Annotated in this window: 17 protein-coding genes; 11 read left to right on the forward strand and 6 right to left on the reverse strand. The window is 58.0% G+C overall.

Annotation, left to right across the window (positions count from 1 at the left end; genetic code table 11):
- Window positions 1-77: 77 nt before the first annotated feature.
- Together pyk and ACJ8PN_RS15400 are read right to left on the reverse strand one after the other, a co-directional pair.
- A complete protein-coding gene (pyk, locus tag ACJ8PN_RS15395; protein WP_004932339.1) occupies window positions 78-1,520 on the reverse strand; it encodes a pyruvate kinase in 1,443 nt (480 codons plus the stop codon).
- 189 nt (window positions 1,521-1,709) lie between these two features.
- Entirely contained in the window at window positions 1,710-2,582 is an 873-nt protein-coding gene (locus ACJ8PN_RS15400) for a MurR/RpiR family transcriptional regulator (protein ID WP_442535051.1), read from the reverse strand.
- A 449-nt stretch (window positions 2,583-3,031) separates the two neighbouring features.
- On the opposite strand from ACJ8PN_RS15400, the gene zwf reads away from it, so the two are divergent.
- The 4 genes from zwf (at window position 3,032) to mdtI (ending at window position 6,540) form a co-directional block, all read left to right on the forward strand.
- Window positions 3,032-4,507, forward strand: a complete 1,476-nt coding sequence (gene zwf / locus ACJ8PN_RS15405; RefSeq protein WP_019452799.1) for a glucose-6-phosphate dehydrogenase — start codon at window positions 3,032-3,034, stop codon at window positions 4,505-4,507.
- A gap of 154 nt (window positions 4,508-4,661) precedes the next feature.
- The gene (locus ACJ8PN_RS15410; RefSeq protein ID WP_004932329.1) at window positions 4,662-5,303 is read left to right on the forward strand and encodes a bifunctional 4-hydroxy-2-oxoglutarate aldolase/2-dehydro-3-deoxy-phosphogluconate aldolase; all 642 of its coding nucleotides are present in this window, start codon (window positions 4,662-4,664) and stop codon (window positions 5,301-5,303) included.
- A 552-nt stretch (window positions 5,304-5,855) separates the two neighbouring features.
- On the forward strand, window positions 5,856-6,224 hold the full coding sequence (gene mdtJ, locus ACJ8PN_RS15415) for a multidrug/spermidine efflux SMR transporter subunit MdtJ (protein WP_004932327.1): 369 nt from the start codon (window positions 5,856-5,858) through the stop codon (window positions 6,222-6,224).
- On the forward strand, window positions 6,211-6,540 hold the full coding sequence (gene mdtI, locus ACJ8PN_RS15420) for a multidrug/spermidine efflux SMR transporter subunit MdtI (protein ID WP_004932324.1): 330 nt from the start codon (window positions 6,211-6,213) through the stop codon (window positions 6,538-6,540). The genes mdtJ and mdtI overlap by 14 nt, the downstream gene beginning before the upstream one ends.
- 62 nt (window positions 6,541-6,602) lie before the next feature.
- On the opposite strand, the gene ACJ8PN_RS15425 is transcribed toward mdtI, so the two are convergent.
- Complete coding sequence (locus ACJ8PN_RS15425; protein ID WP_015378124.1) at window positions 6,603-6,947, reverse strand: RidA family protein; 345 nt, start codon at window positions 6,945-6,947, stop codon at window positions 6,603-6,605.
- 133 nt (window positions 6,948-7,080) lie between these two features.
- Here ACJ8PN_RS15425 and ACJ8PN_RS15430 point away from each other — a divergent pair, with 133 nt between their 5' ends.
- The 5 genes from ACJ8PN_RS15430 (at window position 7,081) to rnd (ending at window position 13,570) form a co-directional block, all read left to right on the forward strand.
- Entirely contained in the window at window positions 7,081-8,997 is a 1,917-nt protein-coding gene (locus ACJ8PN_RS15430; RefSeq protein WP_004932318.1) for an ATP-dependent DNA helicase, read from the forward strand.
- Between the two features lie 79 nt (window positions 8,998-9,076).
- On the forward strand, window positions 9,077-9,778 hold the full coding sequence (gene tsaB, locus ACJ8PN_RS15435; protein WP_171454176.1) for a tRNA (adenosine(37)-N6)-threonylcarbamoyltransferase complex dimerization subunit type 1 TsaB: 702 nt from the start codon (window positions 9,077-9,079) through the stop codon (window positions 9,776-9,778).
- Between the two features lie 100 nt (window positions 9,779-9,878).
- Complete coding sequence (locus ACJ8PN_RS15440) at window positions 9,879-10,469, forward strand: Slp family lipoprotein (protein ID WP_004932312.1); 591 nt, start codon at window positions 9,879-9,881, stop codon at window positions 10,467-10,469.
- A gap of 209 nt (window positions 10,470-10,678) precedes the next feature.
- A complete protein-coding gene (gene fadD, locus ACJ8PN_RS15445) occupies window positions 10,679-12,367 on the forward strand; it encodes a long-chain-fatty-acid--CoA ligase FadD (protein ID WP_085336654.1) in 1,689 nt (562 codons plus the stop codon).
- An 81-nt stretch (window positions 12,368-12,448) separates the two neighbouring features.
- Window positions 12,449-13,570 (forward strand): ribonuclease D, encoded by a 1,122-nt coding sequence (gene rnd / locus ACJ8PN_RS15450; RefSeq protein ID WP_171454175.1) that lies wholly within the window; start codon window positions 12,449-12,451, stop codon window positions 13,568-13,570.
- A 237-nt stretch (window positions 13,571-13,807) separates the two neighbouring features.
- On the opposite strand, the gene minE is transcribed toward rnd, so the two are convergent.
- Genes minE through minC form a run of 3 tightly spaced genes read right to left on the reverse strand, consistent with a single transcriptional unit; the run spans window position 13,808 to window position 15,614 of the window.
- Entirely contained in the window at window positions 13,808-14,077 is a 270-nt protein-coding gene (minE, locus tag ACJ8PN_RS15455; protein WP_004932303.1) for a cell division topological specificity factor MinE, read from the reverse strand.
- Window positions 14,078-14,080: 3 nt separating this feature from the next.
- The gene (minD, locus tag ACJ8PN_RS15460) at window positions 14,081-14,893 is read right to left on the reverse strand and encodes a septum site-determining protein MinD (protein ID WP_004932300.1); all 813 of its coding nucleotides are present in this window, start codon (window positions 14,891-14,893) and stop codon (window positions 14,081-14,083) included.
- Between the two features lie 25 nt (window positions 14,894-14,918).
- Window positions 14,919-15,614: a septum site-determining protein MinC gene (minC, locus tag ACJ8PN_RS15465; RefSeq protein ID WP_004932297.1), complete on the reverse strand. Its 696-nt coding sequence runs from the start codon at window positions 15,612-15,614 to the stop codon at window positions 14,919-14,921.
- Between the two features lie 136 nt (window positions 15,615-15,750).
- Here minC and ACJ8PN_RS15470 point away from each other — a divergent pair, with 136 nt between their 5' ends.
- Together ACJ8PN_RS15470 and ACJ8PN_RS15475 are read left to right on the forward strand one after the other, a co-directional pair.
- Window positions 15,751-16,023 carry a YcgL domain-containing protein gene (locus ACJ8PN_RS15470; RefSeq protein WP_004932294.1) on the forward strand — a complete coding sequence of 91 codons (273 nt, stop codon included), beginning with the start codon at window positions 15,751-15,753 and terminating at the stop codon, window positions 16,021-16,023.
- A gap of 88 nt (window positions 16,024-16,111) precedes the next feature.
- Window positions 16,112-17,074 carry a lytic murein transglycosylase gene (locus tag ACJ8PN_RS15475; RefSeq protein WP_230858006.1) on the forward strand — a complete coding sequence of 321 codons (963 nt, stop codon included), beginning with the start codon at window positions 16,112-16,114 and terminating at the stop codon, window positions 17,072-17,074.
- Window positions 17,075-17,099 lie beyond the last annotated feature (25 nt).

Raw genomic sequence — 17,099 nt, forward strand, 5'->3', positions numbered from 1 at the left:
CCGTCGTTTATGGCGGTGTCAGGGCAAAAAAAATGCCGGCCAACGTGAGCCGGCCGGCATGTCGTCTGCGGCGTGGATTACTCGACGCGCAGGATACGGCTGGTATTGGTGGTGCCGACGGTTTCCATCACGTCGCCTTGGGTGACGATCACCAGATCGCCGGAGACCAGGAAGCCTTTGTCACGCAGGCGATTGACGGCTTCATTGGCGGCGATCACGCCGTCTTTGTGGCTGTCGAAATACACCGGCGTCACGCCGCGATACAGCGCGGTCAGGTTCAGCGTGTGCTCATGACGCGACATGGCGAAGATCGGCAGGCCGGAGCTGATGCGCGACATCATCAGCGCAGTGCGGCCGGATTCGGTCATGGCGATCAGCGCGGTGACGCCTTTCAGGTGGTTGGCGGCATACATCGAAGACATGGCGATCGCCTCTTCGATGTTGTCGAACTGTACGTCCAGGCGGTGTTTGGAAACGTTGATGCTCGGGATCTTCTCGGCACCCAGACAAACGCGCGCCATCGCCGCCACGGTTTCCGCCGGGTATTGGCCAGCGGCGGTTTCCGCCGACAGCATGACGGCGTCGGTGCCGTCCAGCACGGCGTTGGCTACGTCCATGACTTCGGCGCGGGTCGGCATCGGGTTGGTGATCATCGACTCCATCATCTGGGTCGCGGTGATCACCGCGCGGTTCAGGGTGCGGGCGCGGCGGATCAGTTTCTTCTGAATGCCGACCAGTTCCGGATCGCCGATTTCGACGCCCAGGTCGCCACGGGCCACCATCACCACGTCGGAGGCCAGAATAATGTCGTCCATCGCTTCGTCGGTGCAAACCGCTTCGGCGCGCTCAACCTTGGACACGATCTTGGCGTTGCAGCCGGCATCGCGCGCCAGGCGGCGGGCATAGTTCAGGTCTTCACCGGTACGCGGGAAGGAGACCGCCAGGTAGTCGACGCCAATCTTGGCGGCGGTCACGATGTCCGCCTTGTCTTTTTCGGTCAGGGCTTCGGCCGACAGGCCACCGCCGAGTTTGTTGATGCCCTTGTTGTTGGACAGCGGGCCGCCGACGGTCACTTCGGTAAACACTTTCATGCCCTGAACTTCGAGCACTTTCAGCTGAACGCGGCCGTCATCGAGCAGCAGGACGTCGCCCGGCACCACATCGGCTGGCAGGCCTTTATAGTCGATACCGACTTTTTCTTTATCGCCTTCGCCTTTTGACAGGTTGGCGTCCAGCAGGAATTTATCGCCCACGTTGAGGAAGATTTTGCCTTCCTTGAAGGTGGAAACACGAATTTTCGGCCCTTGCAGATCGCCGAGGATAGCGACGTGACGCCCCAGCTTGGCAGCGATTTCGCGTACTTTGTCAGCGCGAGCCTGGTGATCTTCCGGGCTGCCGTGGGAGAAGTTAAGCCGAACTACGTTGGCGCCGGCGGCAATGATCTTTTCCAGATTATTGTCGCGGTCTGTAGCCGGACCCAGGGTGGTAACGATTTTGGTTCTTCTGAGCCGTCTGGACATGTATTACTCCGTTGACTGGTGAAGCAAATATTGGTGTTGCGATAACGTCGGATAACGAAACCAGGCGTGAAATGTAATTTTACAACACTGATATTTCACCCGGGTTACCCGTATGAGCATGTTAACAGGGTACCGCCTCTGATGCCGTCATTCAAATGTCTGTTGAACGGCGATTTTTTCTTCGTCGGGTCACGAATCAAAACTGTTGGGAATGACCACGCCTTTATCAAAGCGCGATTCTTTGAGCGCTTCTTTGACCCGCTTCAAGTTATCTCTGAATTTAGCCCCTCGGCGCAAGGTAAATCCGGTGGCGAGCACGTCAATGAGCGTTAATTGCGCGATCCGCGACACCATCGGCATGTAAACGTCGGTGTCTTCGGGCACGTCGAGCAGCAGGGCCAGGGTCGCCGCCTGGGCGAGCGGGGTGTCGCGCGAGGTGATAGCCAGTACCGTGGCGTCGTTCTCCCGCGCCAGGTGGGCCATCTCCACCAGATTCTTGGTGCGGCCGGTGTGTGAGATCAGCACCACCACGTCGCCTTCGCTGGAGTTCATGCAGCTCATGCGCTGCATGACGATGTCATCAAAATAGACCACCGGAATGTTGAAGCGGAAAAATTTGTTCATCGCATCGTGCGCCACCGCCGCGGAGGCACCCAGCCCGAAGAAAGAGATCTTTTTTGCCTGGGTGAGCAGGTCAACCGCACGATTGATTGCGGCAATATCCAAATTTGCCTTTACTGTATCCAGGCTGGCCATTACCGATTCGAAGATCTTGCTGGTATAGGAATCGACGTTGTCATCTTCCTCAACGTTACGGTTTACGTAGGGCGTGCCGTTAGCCAGGCTTTGGGCGAGATGCAGTTTGAAATCGGGAAAGCCTTTGGTATCAAGGCGGCGGCAAAAACGGTTGACGGTAGGTTCGCTGACGTCGGCCATGCGCGCCAGCGTGGCGATGCTGGAGTGAATGGCGGTCTGCGGGGAGGCCAGGATCACCTCGGCGACTTTCCTTTCAGATTTGCTCAGGCGTTCCAGATGGCTCTGGATTTTGTCCAGCGTATTCATATAACGAGAGTCACTCATGGTTTTATCCCTGTGGCTTTCAAGCAACAGCGTCGAATTTCGCCCGTGTTCGCCGTGCGAGCAGACGCCAAACGAGCGGCTGTAACCTGGAATCGATAGGGTATGTCGATTTCAAACAAAGGAGAAATCAATGCCGGTTTAGTGAAAATATACTACGTGCTGGTAACCGTTGGCAGTCTCGACAGGGTGTATGCAGGCTTTTTTCACCAGAATATGACCTGTGTCTAACTTTCATAATGGTAACAGAGCGTCAAAAAAGACGAAAAGTTACAGTTTTGCCCACCTGCAACGGCTCTGCCGCGCAGTGGCGCTTACCACTGGAATCTTTGGGGCTTTTCTTCTGCTTTTGCACCGGGTTTGCTGGCCGTAGTCAAACAGAGTACATTAGTAATGTAAGAAAATTACAAATATCCTGCAACGAGGAGATGAACATGGCGGTAACCTCTACAGCCCAGGCGTGTGACCTGGTTATTTTCGGCGCGAAAGGTGATTTGGCGCGCCGTAAGCTGCTGCCTTCCCTGTACCAGTTAGAGAAAGCCGGACACATCCACCCGGATACGCGGATCATCGGCGTCGGCCGCGCGGAGTGGGATAAAAAAGCCTATACCGAAGTGGTCAAGGAAGCGCTTGGCACCTTCATGAAGGAAAAACTGGATGACGAACTCTGGGCCACGCTGAGTGCGCGCCTGGACTTCTGCAACCTGGACGTCAACGACAGCAAGAACTTTACCAAACTGGGTAAAATGCTGGATCAGAAGCACCGCACCACCATCAACTACTTTGCCATGCCGCCAAGCACCTTCGGCGCCATCTGCAAAGGGCTGGGCGAAGCCAAGCTGAACCATGAGCCGGCGCGCGTGGTGATGGAGAAACCGCTGGGTACCGATTTGGCGTCCTCACGCGTGATCAACGATCAGGTGGCGGAGTACTTCAACGAATCCCAGGTTTACCGTATCGACCACTATCTCGGCAAAGAGACAGTGCTGAACCTGTTGGCGCTGCGTTTCGCCAACTCGCTGTTCGCCTCCAACTGGGATAACCGCACCATCGATTCGGTGCAGATCACCGTAGCGGAAGAGGTGGGCATCGAAGGGCGTTGGGGTTACTTCGACCAGGCCGGCCAGATGCGCGACATGATCCAGAACCACCTGCTGCAGATCCTGACCATGATCGCCATGTCGCCGCCGGCGGATCTGACCACCGACCGCATCCGCGACGAGAAGGTGAAGGTGCTGCGCTCGCTGCGCCGCATCGATCAGACCAATGTCCGGGAAACCACCGTGCGTGGTCAGTACACCGCCGGCTTCGTCCAGGGCAAGAAAGTGCCGGGTTATCTGGAAGAGGAAGGGGCGAACAAGAGCAGCAGCACCGAAACCTTCGTCTCTATCCGCGTGGATATCGACAACTGGCAGTGGGCCGGCGTGCCGTTCTACCTGCGTACCGGTAAACGTCTGCCGACCAAATGTTCGGAAGTGGTGGTGTACTTCAAAAACCCGCCGCTTAACCTGTTCAGCGATTCTTACCAGCAGTTGCCGCAGAACAAGCTGACCATCCGCCTGCAGCCGGACGAAGGCATCGAAATTCAGGTGCTGAACAAGGTGCCGGGGCTGGATCACAAGCACCGTCTGCAGACCACCAAGCTGGACCTGAGCTTCTCGGAAACCTTCAACCAGGAGCACGTGGCGGACGCCTATGAGCGCCTGCTGCTGGAGACCATGCGCGGCATTCAGGCGCTGTTCGTGCGCCGCGATGAAGTGGAAGAAGCCTGGAAGTGGGTCGACTCCATCATGGACGCATGGAAAGCCGACAACGAGGCGCCTAAGCCTTACCAGGCGGGCACCTGGGGGCCGGTGGCCTCGGTGGCGATGATCACCCGTGACGGCCGCTCCTGGAACGAGTTCGAATAATGCGTAATGCCGGCAGCCTGTCTGCCGGCTTTTTTTTGCCTGCGATCTGCGCGTGGGCCACATCACTTACGGTACGGCCGGACGTCCGCGCATTTGTGCGGAGCCCTGTGGCAGGGGCGTGCCATTGTTAACCGCGAGTAATGGAGGAATAACGATGAAAAACTGGAAAACCAGCGCCGAGCAGATCCTGACGGCGGGGCCGGTGGTGCCTGTTATCGTGATCAACAAGCTGGAGCAGGCGGTGCCCTTGGCGAAAGCGTTGGTTGCCGGCGGCGTGCGGGTATTGGAGGTGACGCTGCGCACCGCCTGCGGGCTGGAGTCTATCCGCGCTATCGCCGAAGAGGTGCCGGAGGCGATCATCGGCGCCGGTACGGTGATCAACCCGCAGCAGCTGCGGCAGGTGACCGAAGCCGGGGCGCAGTTCGCCATCAGCCCAGGGCTGACCGAGGCCTTGCTGCAGGCGGCGACGGCGGGACCCATCCCGCTGATCCCGGGCATCAGCACCGTGTCTGAACTGATGCAGGGCATGGATCACGGTCTGCGGGAATTCAAATTCTTCCCGGCGGAAGCCAACGGCGGCGTGAAGGCGCTGCAGGCGATCGGCGGCCCGTTCCCGCAGGTGCGTTTTTGCCCGACCGGCGGCATTACGCCAAACAATTACCGCGATTATCTGGCGCTGAAAAGCGTGCTTTGCATCGGCGGTTCCTGGCTGGTGCCGGCGGACGCGCTCGAAAAAGGCGACTATGCGCGCATCACTGAACTGGCGCGCAGCGCCGTCAGCGGCGCCGCGTTGTAACCCGCGCCAGGCCTGGGGTTGGCGCTTATTTGCGCGCCCGCGAATACCGCAAGGCTCAACGCTCCGTTGAGCCTTTTTTAATTTTTATCGTGATTAACTTTCTTATTTTTAACCCGTTTTTTTCTGCTTTTTGATGAAAACGGCAGTTTGCTTTCTTATTTTGGCTGTGGTAAAAATATCTCAGTTAAAAATTTTACTTTTATGAGGATATTGGGCAAATCGCACGGTGTGCGGCTGATAATAGAGAACTATTATGATGACTATTAACGGAACTACCCTCAGAACCTCTACGTGCCAACTCTTCCTGTCTGCGATCCTTGCCAGTGAGCATCACTGGTGCAGCGAGCTATAGCGTCTTTCTCCCTTAACCGGTGCGGGTAGCGGGCTTAGGCCTTCGTTCTACCGTTCAGCCGGGCAAACATTCTTTTTGCGTTTGGGTCAGTTTATCCCCAGGGATCTCTGCGTCTTGCGCGCCGTACTGCGGCCGTTCGACGAGATAAATCGGGATAAATATGCCTTGGCGCGCGTTATTCGCCGTTTGGGAGAAAAATTATGATTTATTGGATCTTTTTAGGTTTGGCCATCATGACCGAAATCATCGGTACCTTGTCGATGAAATACGCCAGCGTCAATGGCGGCATGATTGGGCATATCGTGATGTACGTGATGATCACCGCGTCTTATGTGTTGTTGTCAGTAGCGGTAAAACGCGTGGCGTTGGGCGTGGCTTATGCGCTGTGGGAAGGTATCGGCATTCTGTTCATCACCCTGTTCAGCGTGCTGTGGTTCGACGAGCCCATTTCGGCGCTGAAAGTACTGGGCCTGGCTACGCTGATCGCCGGCATCATGCTGGTGAAATCCGGTACCCGCAAAGAGCGAAAACAGGTCAGCCCGCGAGGTGACAACCATGCAACAGTTTGAGTTGTACCACATTGGGTTCCTGGGGCTGGCCATCGTGCTGGAAATCATCGCCAATATCTTCCTGAAGATGTCGGACGGCTTCCGTAAAATTTGGCTGGGGCTGTTGTCGCTGCTGTCGGTGCTCGGCGCGTTCAGCGCCCTGGCGCAGGCGGTGAAGGGCATCGATCTGTCGATCGCTTACGCGTTGTGGGGCGGTTTCGGTATCGCCGCCACCATCGCCGCAGGCTGGATCATGTTCGGCCAGCGGTTGAACGCCAAAGGCTGGATTGGCCTGGCGTTGTTGCTGGCGGGGATGGTGATCCTTAAACTGTCCTGATAGCGGGCAATAAAAAACCGCAGGCGTTGCCGTCTGCGGTTTTTTTTCGTCTGCGCTCAGGCTTACAGCGCGGCGATGATTTTGATTTCCACTTTATATTTCGGATTCATCAGCTGCGCCTGCACGGTGCAGCGTACCGGCGCGCTGCCGGCAACCACCCAGGCGTCCCAGGCGGCGTTCATCGCGGCGAAGTCGGCGGTATTGGCCAGGAAGATGGTGGCGTCCAAAATGCGGCTTTTATCCGAGCCTACGCGCGCCAGCAGCACGTCGATGGCTGCAAGGGCGTTGGCGGTCTGCGCGGTCGCGTCATCATCCAGGTTCTCCGGCACGCTGGTATAGTAAACGGTCTCGTTGTGCACCACGGCTTCGGACCAGCGCTGATCGGGATCAATTCTTTCGATATTCATTTGCTTATCTCCATATCATAGTCCCGCTAAGGGTAGCACAGCCGGTGATGAAAAAGCGCGGCGATAAAGTGGGTGGTAGCCGGGCGGCAGGCTTGGCATAATCACCGCTGAATGACACCGGCAGAGAGACAGCGTGACAGACGATTTTGCAACAGACGGCGCATTGGCGCAGGCTATCAAGGGATTCAAACCGCGTGAGCCGCAGCGGCAGATGGCGCAGGCCGTCACCGAGGCGATCAATTTCAAGCAGGAGCTGGTGGTGGAAGCCGGCACCGGCACCGGCAAAACCTTCGCTTATCTGGCGCCGGCGCTGCGCGCCGATCGCAAAGTGATCATCTCGACCGGTTCGAAAGCGTTGCAGGATCAGCTGTATGCGCGCGATCTGCCCACCGTCGCCAAGGCGCTGAAGTACAAAGGCAAGCTGGCGCTGCTGAAGGGGCGTTCCAACTACCTGTGCCTGGAGCGGCTGGAGCAGCAGTCGATGGCGGGCGGCGAACTGGCGGGGCAGACGTTGATCGATCTGGTGCAGCTGCGCAAGTGGTCGTCGCAAACCAAAGAGGGTGATATCAGCACCTGCAGCGAAGTGGCGGAAGACAGCTTCGTCTGGCCATTGGTGACCAGCACCAATGACAACTGTCTGGGCAGCGACTGCCCGCTGTATCAGGATTGCTTCGTGGTCAAAGCGCGCCGCCGCGCGATGGATGCGGATGTGGTGGTGGTGAACCATCACCTGTTCCTGGCGGATATGGTGGTGAAAGAGGGCGGCTTCGCCGAGCTGATCCCGGAAGCCGAGGTGATGATTTTCGATGAGGCGCACCAAATTCCCGACATCGCCAGCCAGTATTTCGGTCAGCAGCTCACCAGCCGCCAACTGCTGGATCTGGCGAAGGACATCACCATCGCCTACCGCACCGAGGTGCGCGATGCCGCCCAACTGCAAAAAAGCGCCGACCGTCTCAGCCTGAGCACGCAGGATTTCCGTCTGAATCTGGGGGAGCCGGGTTTTCGCGGCAACCTGCGGGACGTGCTCGGAGAGCCGAACGTGCAGCGCGCTTTGTTGCTGCTCGATGACGCGCTGGAGCTGTGTTACGACGTCATGAAGCTGTCTCTGGGGCGTTCGGCGCTGCTGGACGCCGCCTTTGAGCGCGCCACGCTGTACCGCGCGCGCCTCAAACGCCTCAAGGCGGTGACGGAGCCGGGCTACAGCTATTGGTATGAGTGCAATTCGCGCCACTTCGTGCTGGCGTTGACGCCGCTGACGGTGGCCGACCGGTTCCGCGAAATGCTGGACGAGAAGCCGGGCAGCTGGATCTTTACCTCGGCCACGCTGTCGGTCAACGATCAGCTGGGCCACTTCACCGAACGCTTGGGGCTGACCAAGGCCAAAACGCTGCTGCTGCCGAGCCCGTTCGACTATGCCAAACAGGCGTTGCTGTGCGTGCCGCGCTTTTTGCCTTCGCCGAATCAGCCCGGCGGGGCGCGCCAGCTGGCGCGCATGCTGCGCCCATTAATCGAAGCCAACAACGGCCGTTGCTTCTTCTTGTGCACCTCGCACCAGATGATGCGTGAGCTGGCGGAAGAGTTTCGCGCCACGATGACGCTGCCGGTGCTGTTGCAGGGGGAAACCAGTAAAGGCCAGCTGTTGGCGCAGTTCGTCGCCGCCGGTAACGCGCTGCTGGTGGCGACCAGCAGCTTCTGGGAAGGGGTGGACGTGCGCGGCGATGCGCTGTCCTGCGTCATCATCGATAAACTGCCGTTCACGTCACCGGACGATCCGTTGCTGAAGGCGCGTATTGAAGATTGCCGCCTGCGTGGCGGCGATCCGTTCAATGATGTGCAGTTGCCGGATGCGGTCATCACCCTGAAACAGGGCGTCGGCCGTTTGATTCGCGACACCGACGATCGCGGCGTGCTGGTGATTTGCGATAACCGTTTGGTGATGCGCCCTTACGGCGAGGTGTTCCTCAATAGCCTGCCGCCCACGCCGCGCACCCGCGATCTGAAGCAGGCAATCGCCTTCCTGCAGGCCGCCGACACGTCGGCCACGTGAAAGATGAAGGGCTTACGGGGCTGTGCTACAATGCGCGCCCTGTATGAAAAACCCAGTTTTATTCCCGCCAGAGGTTGGCATGTCCACGCGAATTTTAGCGATCGATACCGCGACGGAAGCCTGTTCCGTCGCCGTCTGGAATCAAGGCGAAATCCACGCCCTGTTTGAGCTGTGCCCACGCGAGCATACGCAACGTATTTTACCTATGGTGCAGCAGGTGCTGGCGGAATCCGGTCTGGCGCTCAACCGGCTCGATGCGCTGGCCTTCGGCCGCGGCCCCGGCAGTTTTACCGGGGTGCGCATCGGCATCGGCATCGCTCAAGGCCTGGCGCTGGGCGCCGATCTGCCGATGATCGGCGTTTCTACGCTGCAAACCATGGCGCAGGGCGCCTGGCGCGTCAGCGGCGCGGAGCGTGTGCTGGCGGCGATCGATGCGCGCATGGGCGAGGTCTACTGGGGGCAGTTCGAACGTCAGGCCGACGGCCGTTGGTTGGAAAGCGAAGGCGAGGCGGTGCTGTCGCCGGCGCAGGCGCTCGAGCGTGCACAGCGCTTGCAGGGCGAATGGGCCCACGTTGGCACCGGGTGGCAAACCTATCCCGATCTGGTCAACGGTTCCACGCTGAGCGTGCGCGACGGCCAGATGCTGTTGCCGCAGGCGGAAGACATGCTGCCGCTGGCGCTGCAGGCCTGGCAAGAAGGGCTGGCGGTAGCGGTGGAAAACGCCGAGCCGACCTATCTGCGCAATGAAGTCACCTGGAAAAAACTGCCTGGCCGCGACTGATCGCGGCGTATTGTGCTGATGTTGATGCCGGGCGATGAAGGCCTGCAACTTGAACGATGAAACGCGGTCAAAGTTACAGCCATTTCAGGAGATTGCGACCATGTTAATCCGCACTGCAAGTAAAAAGCTGTCGCTGCTGGCCGTCGCCTGCGGCGCGCTGGTTTTATCCGGGTGCGTCACCGTACCGGATGCGATCAAAGGCTCCAGCCCTACGCCGGTGACTCAGCTGTCCTCGGTACAAAATGCACCCAACCTGTTTACCGGCGCGGAAGCCCGTTTCGGCGGCACCGTGGTAAACGTCGCCAACGAACAAGGGCGCACGGTGCTGGAGATTGCGGCGGTGCCGCTCGACAGCGGTGCGCGGCCGATACTGGGCGAACCGTCGCGCGGCCGCTTGCTGGCCACGGTAAACGGCTTCCTCGAACCGGTCGATTTCAAAGGCCAGTTGGTGACCGTCGTCGGCGCCATTACCGGTCTGAAAGAGGGGCGAATCGGCATGACGCCGTATCGCTTCGTGACGATGAACGTGACCGGTTTCAAACGTTGGCATCTGGTGCAGCAGGTGGTGATGCCGCCTGCGCCGATGGGCCCTTGGGGCTGGCGCGGAGGTCCGTGGGGACCCGGTTGGGGCGCAGGCTATGGCTGGTACAACCCTGGCCCGGCACAGGTGCAAACCATCGTAACCGAGTAACATACGCTTGATGTGAACAAATTTGACAGGGCGGCTCAGGCCGCCCTTTTGTTTTTTGGGATAAGGAATATCCGACAATTAGTGACGTACATCGCAACCTGAATAATGTTTAAAACCCGAACTGGTCTGCTGAGTTAAAATATTGTTATGGTTAGGCTGCGAGTTTGAGGGCTGCGATGATAATTAGTAATGATTTCAGGAGTAATACCTTGGATAAGGTCTGGTTAAAACGGTATCCGGCAGATGTGCCCGCAGAGATTGATGCCGATCGCTATTCGTCGTTGATCGAAATGTTTGAGCATGCCGTGCAGCGCTATGCCGATCAGCCCGCCTTTATCAATATGGGCGAGGTGATGACCTTCCGCAAACTGGAAGAACGCAGCCGGGCTTTCGCGGCTTACCTGCAAAATGAACTGGGCCTGAAGAAGGGCGACCGCGTCGCACTGATGATGCCTAACCTGTTGCAATACCCCATCGCCCTGTTCGGCATTCTGCGCGCCGGCATGGTGGTGGTCAACGTCAACCCGCTGTATACCCCGCGTGAGCTGGAGCACCAGTTGAACGACAGCGGCGCCAGCGCCATTGTCATCGTTTCCAACTTTGCCCATACGCTGGAAAAAGTGGTGTTCAACACTCAGGTCAAGCACGTGATCCTGACGCGCATGGGCGATCAGCTGTCGGCCGCCAAAGGTACGCTGGTCAACTTCGTGGTCAAGTACGTCAAGCGTCTGGTGCCGAAATACAACCTGCCGGATGCCATTTCATTCCGCAGCGCGCTGCAGCGCGGTCGCCGCCTGCAGTATGTAAAACCGGACATCATTAATGCCGATCTGGCCTTCCTGCAATATACGGGCGGCACCACCGGGGTGGCGAAGGGCGCGATGCTGACGCACCGCAACATGCAGGCCAACCTCGAGCAGGCCAAGGCCGCCTATTCGCCGCTGTTCCGCGAAGGGCAGGAACTGGTGGTGACGGCGTTGCCGCTGTATCACATTTTCGCGCTGACGGTGAACTGCCTGCTGTTTATCGATCTGGGCGGGCGCAATTTGCTGATCACCAACCCACGCGACATTCCAGGGCTGGTGAAAGAACTGGGCAAATATCCGTTCACCGCCATGAGCGGGGTGAATACGCTGTTCAACGCGTTGCTGAACAACGAAGAGTTCCACAAGCTCGATTTCTCTACGCTGCGTTTCTCGGTCGGCGGCGGCATGTCGGTGCAAAAAGCGGTGGCCGAGAAGTGGGAGAAAACCACCGGTAAACACCTGCTGGAAGGTTATGGCCTGACGGAGTGCGCGCCGTTGGTGGCCGGTAACCCTTACGATCTGAAACACTACAGCGGCAGCATCGGCCTGCCGGTGCCGTCGACGGACATTCGTCTGGTGGACGACAATGGCCAGGATGTACCGCCGGGCGAACCGGGCGAACTGTGGGTCAAAGGGCCGCAAGTTATGTTAGGCTATTGGCAGCGCCCGGACGCCACCGACGAAGTGCTGAAAGATGGCTGGTTGGCGACCGGCGATGTGGTGACCGTAGACGAGCAGGGGTTCGTGCGCATCGTCGACCGCAAGAAAGACATGATCCTGGTCTCCGGTTTCAACGTTTACCCGAACGAGATCGAGGACGTGGTCAGCCAGCATCCGAAAGTGCTGGAATGTGCGGCGATCGGCGTGCCGAGCGAGGCCTCCGGCGAAACGGTGAAGATCTGCGTGGTGAAGAAAGACGCCTCGCTGACCAAGGAAGAGCTGTTGACCCATTGCCGTCGGCACCTGACCGGGTATAAAGTGCCTAAAATTGTTGAGTTCCGCGATGAACTGCCGAAGTCTAACGTCGGCAAGATTTTGCGGCGAGAACTGCGCGATGAGCTAAAAACGCCGAAGCCGGCCGATGCCGCCTAGGTGTCGCTCTCGCGCCTGACTATCAACAACGCCGGTGAATGCCGGCGTTGTTGTGTTTGAATCCTACAAGAGAATGATGTTTTGAATTATCAGTTGATCACTACCGATGCCGGATTGCAGCAGGTCTGCGAGCAGGCGAGAAAGCATGCCCAGATTGCGCTGGACACCGAGTTTGTCAGAACGCGCACCTACTATCCGCAGCTGGGCCTGATCCAGCTCTACGACGGTGAACAACTCTCCCTTATCGATCCTCTGCCGATCAAGCAATGGCAGCCGTTTGTCGACCTGCTGGCCGACACCGCCGTGGTGAAGTTCCTGCATGCCGGCAGTGAAGATCTCGAAGTGTTTCTCAACGCCTTTAAAACGCTGCCGACGCCGATGGTCGATACCCAGATCCTGGCGGCCTTTACCGGCCGGCCGCTGTCCTGTGGCTTCGCGACGCTGGTGGCGGAGTACATGAAGGTTGAGCTGGACAAGAGCGAGTCGCGCACCGACTGGCTGGCGCGCCCGCTGACCGAAAGGCAATGCGTGTACGCGGCCGCCGACGTGTTCTATCTGCTGCCGATGGCTAAACAGTTGGTGCAGGAGACCGAAGAGGCCGGTTGGACCGCGGCGGCCAATAACGAGTGCCTGTTGCTGTGCCAGCGCCGTAGCGAGACGCTGGCGCCGGCATTGGCCTACCGCGAAATCAGCAACGCCTGGCAGCTGCGCCCGCGTCAGCTCGGTTGTCTGCAGAAGTTGGCGGAATGGCGGCTGCGCCAGGCGCGTGAGCGCGATCTGGCGGTGAACTTTGTGGTGCGTGAGGAGAACCTGTGGCAGGTGGCGCGCTATATGCCGTCTTCGCTGGGAGAACTGGATTCGCTGGGTCTGAGCGGGCCGGAGATCCGTTATCACGGTAAAACGCTGCTGGCGCTGGTGGCGGAGGCCGAAGCGCTGGACGAGTCCGGGTTGCCGGCGCCGTTGGCCAACCTTATCGATCAGCCGGGCTACAAGAAGGTGTTCAAAGACATCAAGGCGGCGATCGCTACCGTCAGCGAGCAAAGCGGGTTGAGCAGCGAGCTGCTGGCATCACGTCGCCAAATTAACCAATTGCTGAACTGGCATTGGAAACTGAAAGACGGCGAAAGTCGCCCTGAATTAATCAGCGGCTGGCGCGGCGATTTATTAATGGCGCCGTTGCAGGACATCCTGAAAGATTATTAATCGCTGGTTATCACCAGGGCAGGGTAGGGAAACTCTGCTCGGGTGAATATAGGCAGGAAATAATGCGTTGAAGGTAAATCTGGCCAGAATTTACTTTAAACGAGGTGGCGGCAAAGTTAATTGGGAATTGTCCCAAAGGGAAAAATCGATTTTTTGCTGCCGATAATGCTTAATAACTGGATGTACATACAGTTACCCCCTGCATAAAATATACAGGGGGTAATTAATGCGTCGCAATCATTTAGCTGCTTCTTCCGATTCCGGTAATGTCACGTTAAGTTCAAGTACCGAAATATCGTCCCCTTTCTGCTCGAACTGCACATGCAGCATTTCAGGATCGATCTGAATGTATTTGCAAATAACCGCCAGAATATCGCGTTTCAAATCAGGCAGATACGGGGGCTCACTGTCCCCGCGGCGACGCTCTGCGACGATAATCTGCAGCCGTTCCTTGGCTATATTGGCTGTCTGTTTTTTGCGGGACAGAAAGAAGTCTAATAAGGCCATGGTTTATCCCCCAAAAAGGCGTTTCAGGAAACCCTTCTTCTCTTCTTCAATGAAGCGGAATGGGCGTTCTTCCCCCAACAAGCGGCAAACGGTATCATCATACGCCTTACCGGCGTCTGACTCGGCATCCAGAATGACAGGCTCACCCTGGTTGGAAGCGCGTAGTACGGACTGGTCTTCCGGGATCACGCCCACCAGCGGAATGCGCAGGATTTCCAGCACGTCTTCCATGCTCAGCATGTCGCCACGGCTGACGCGGCCCGGGTTGTAACGGGTCAGCAGCAGGTGTTCCTTGATAGGCGATTCGCCTTTCTCAGCGCGGCGTGATTTGGAAGAGAGAATGCCCAGGATACGGTCGGAGTCGCGTACCGAAGAGACTTCCGGGTTGGTGGTGATGATAGCTTCGTCGGCGAAATACAGCGCCATCAGCGCACCGGTTTCGATACCGGCCGGTGAGTCGCAGACCACGAAGTCAAAATCCATCTCGCCGAGATCGTTGAGGACTTTTTCAACGCCTTCACGGGTTAACGCGTCTTTGTCGCGTGTCTGCGAAGCCGGCAGGATATAGAGGTTTTCAGTGCGTTTGTCTTTGATCAACGCCTGATTCAGCGTGGCATCGCCCTGAATCACGTTCACGAAATCATAAACTACCCGACGTTCGCAGCCCATGATCAGGTCAAGATTACGCAGACCGATATCGAAATCGATCACGACGGTTTTCTTGCCTTTTTGGGCCAGGCCGGTAGCGATGGCCGCGCTCGAAGTGGTCTTGCCAACGCCCCCTTTACCCGATGTAACAACAATAATGCGTGCCATGAAATGGATTCCTTGTCAAAAGGGCTTAATTTAAAGGTTGTATGGTTAAAGCGTTATCCAACAGGCTGAGTCGTACGGCCTGCCCGACGTAATCGGACGGGATTTGGTCGCTCAACCAGTACTGCCCTGCGATAGAGACTAGCTCAGCCGCCAGGTGGGTGCAAAAAATCTGACATTGCGTGTCGCCTGACGCGCCTGCCAGTGCGCGACCGCGCATCATGCCGTAGACATGAATATTGCCGTCGGCAATCAATTCGGCGCCGGCGCTGACGCTGCTGGTCACGATAAGATCGCTGTTGCGGGCGTAAATCTGTTGGCCGGAGCGGACAGGCGTACTGATGATGCGCGTTTTGGCGGGGGCGTTATCCGCCACCACGGGCGCTGGCGCAGGCTCCGGTGCCGCCATTTTCTGGCCTTTGCCTTCGCTCAGCAGCGGCAGCCCGGCGCGGGCTATCGCGCGCTTTTGACGCTCATCTCTGCAACCGCTGATACCCACAACGCGCAGACCTGCTGCCGCGACAGCCTGTTGAAGTTCTTTCCAGTTCGCATCGCCTTCCAGCGTTGCGACGTTGATAACAACAGGGGCGTTTTTCAGAAAAGCGGGCGCTTGCTCAACTTTTTCCTGTAACGCCTGGCGTATTACCTCGGGCTGCGAATTATGCAAATGAACAACCGATAGGGTAAAACTGCTGCCTTTTAGCTCAATTGGCGATTGTGACATCTATCCTGACTCAGTCTCAGCAACTTTAAATCCCCGGAATACCACTCGGGGTGCGATATTCCGATGTACTATAAGCATGTTATAGTCAGAGTTATATCCAGGCAAGACGCTCCCTCAATTAAATAGAGTTAAAAAAATGCTTTGTGTGATCTATAGAAGCCCGAAACGCGATCAAACTTATCTTTATGTCGAAAAAAAAGACGATTTCTCTCGTGTGCCGGAAGAGCTGATGAAAAGTTTCGGCGTGCCGCAATTCGCCATGATGCTGTCGCTCGATGAGCGCAAGAAATTGGCCTCGGCAGATATCGAAAAGGTGAAGCAGGCGTTGAAAGACGAAGGCTATTATCTGCAGTTCCCGCCGCCGGTTGAAAACCTGCTCAATCAGCATCTGGCGGGCGATAAGGCCTGAGACAGTCGCCACGGCCAGGGGAGGCGCGATGACACGTTCGGCGAGAAAGACCGTATTGGCCGCCTGGTTGGCGCTGGGCGGGGTGCTGATGCCCGGCGCATCGCAGGCGGCGCAGGAGACGACGCTGGCGGCGAGCGGCCGCGATCCGGCGCAGTTCCCGGCGTATGTCGATCAACTTAAGCGCCGGGCGCGGGAACAGGGCATCAGTCAGGCCACCCTTGATCGCGCGTTTGCGCAAATCCATTTCGTCGATCGGGTGATCAAGGCCGATCGCAATCAGCCGGAGCAGAAGGTAACCCTGGACGACTATCTACGGCGGGTGATGTCGCCCGCCAAGGTGCGCCAGGGGCGCGAACTGTATCGGCTGCGCCATGCGCAATGGTTGCGGGCCAGCGAGCGCTATCGGGTGCCAGGGCGTTATATCATCGCGCTGTGGGGGATGGAGAGCGCCTACGGCAAGATTCAGGGGCGGGAAGACGTGGTGTCTGCGCTGGCGACCTTGGCGTTTGAAGGGCGCCGTGAAGCTTTTTTCAGCCAGGAACTGATGGCGGCGCTGCAGATAGTCGAGCAGGGGCATGTCGGCGATACGCCGCTGAAAGGCTCCTGGGCCGGCGCGATGGGGCAATGCCAGTTTATGCCGAGCTCCTTCTTGCGCTATGCGGCGGATGGCGACGGCGATGGGCGCATTGATATCTGGAATAACATTGACGACGTTTTCGCGTCTACAGCCAGCTATTTGTCCAAAGAGGGTTGGCAGCCCGGCATCGGTTGGGGGCGCGAGGTCAAATTGCCCGCCGGTTTCAACCGGGCCGAACTGGGTCTGAAAGACGCGCAGGCGCGCAGCGTCAACGACTGGCAAAAACGCGGGGTGCGCCGCGCGGATGGCAGTGCGTTGCCGCATGCCGTGCAGCGCGGTTGGATTATCGCGCCGGATGATCTGCAGGGGCGGACGTTCCTGGTCTATGATAATTTCCGCACCCTCATGCACTGGAATCGCTCTTACTATTTCGCTCTCGCCGTGGGTATGATGGCAGACGCGATCGGGCATTGATCCGGCACACCAATAATCGGCTTGG

It is taken from the genome of Serratia sp. CY76391, from assembly GCF_052166695.1.
Classification (GTDB): Bacteria; Pseudomonadota; Gammaproteobacteria; order Enterobacterales; family Enterobacteriaceae; genus Serratia; species Serratia nematodiphila.

Bases quoted from the DNA above. Each gene is read 5' to 3' on its own strand.
- pyk (WP_004932339.1), bottom strand. From the start codon at position 1,520: ATGTCCAGACGGCTCAGAAGAACCAAAATCGTTACCACCCTGGGTCCG.
- ACJ8PN_RS15400 (WP_442535051.1), bottom strand. From the start codon at position 2,582: ATGAATACGCTGGACAAAATCCAGAGCCATCTGGAACGCCTGAGCAAA.
- zwf (WP_019452799.1), top strand. From the start codon at position 3,032: ATGGCGGTAACCTCTACAGCCCAGGCGTGTGACCTGGTTATTTTCGGC.
- ACJ8PN_RS15410 (WP_004932329.1), top strand. From the start codon at position 4,662: ATGAAAAACTGGAAAACCAGCGCCGAGCAGATCCTGACGGCGGGGCCG.
- mdtJ (WP_004932327.1), top strand. From the start codon at position 5,856: ATGATTTATTGGATCTTTTTAGGTTTGGCCATCATGACCGAAATCATC.
- mdtI (WP_004932324.1), top strand. From the start codon at position 6,211: ATGCAACAGTTTGAGTTGTACCACATTGGGTTCCTGGGGCTGGCCATC.
- ACJ8PN_RS15425 (WP_015378124.1), bottom strand. From the start codon at position 6,947: ATGAATATCGAAAGAATTGATCCCGATCAGCGCTGGTCCGAAGCCGTG.
- tsaB (WP_171454176.1), top strand. From the start codon at position 9,077: ATGTCCACGCGAATTTTAGCGATCGATACCGCGACGGAAGCCTGTTCC.
- ACJ8PN_RS15440 (WP_004932312.1), top strand. From the start codon at position 9,879: ATGTTAATCCGCACTGCAAGTAAAAAGCTGTCGCTGCTGGCCGTCGCC.
- minE (WP_004932303.1), bottom strand. From the start codon at position 14,077: ATGGCCTTATTAGACTTCTTTCTGTCCCGCAAAAAACAGACAGCCAAT.
- minD (WP_004932300.1), bottom strand. From the start codon at position 14,893: ATGGCACGCATTATTGTTGTTACATCGGGTAAAGGGGGCGTTGGCAAG.
- minC (WP_004932297.1), bottom strand. From the start codon at position 15,614: ATGTCACAATCGCCAATTGAGCTAAAAGGCAGCAGTTTTACCCTATCG.
- ACJ8PN_RS15470 (WP_004932294.1), top strand. From the start codon at position 15,751: ATGCTTTGTGTGATCTATAGAAGCCCGAAACGCGATCAAACTTATCTT.
- ACJ8PN_RS15475 (WP_230858006.1), top strand. From the start codon at position 16,112: ATGCCCGGCGCATCGCAGGCGGCGCAGGAGACGACGCTGGCGGCGAGC.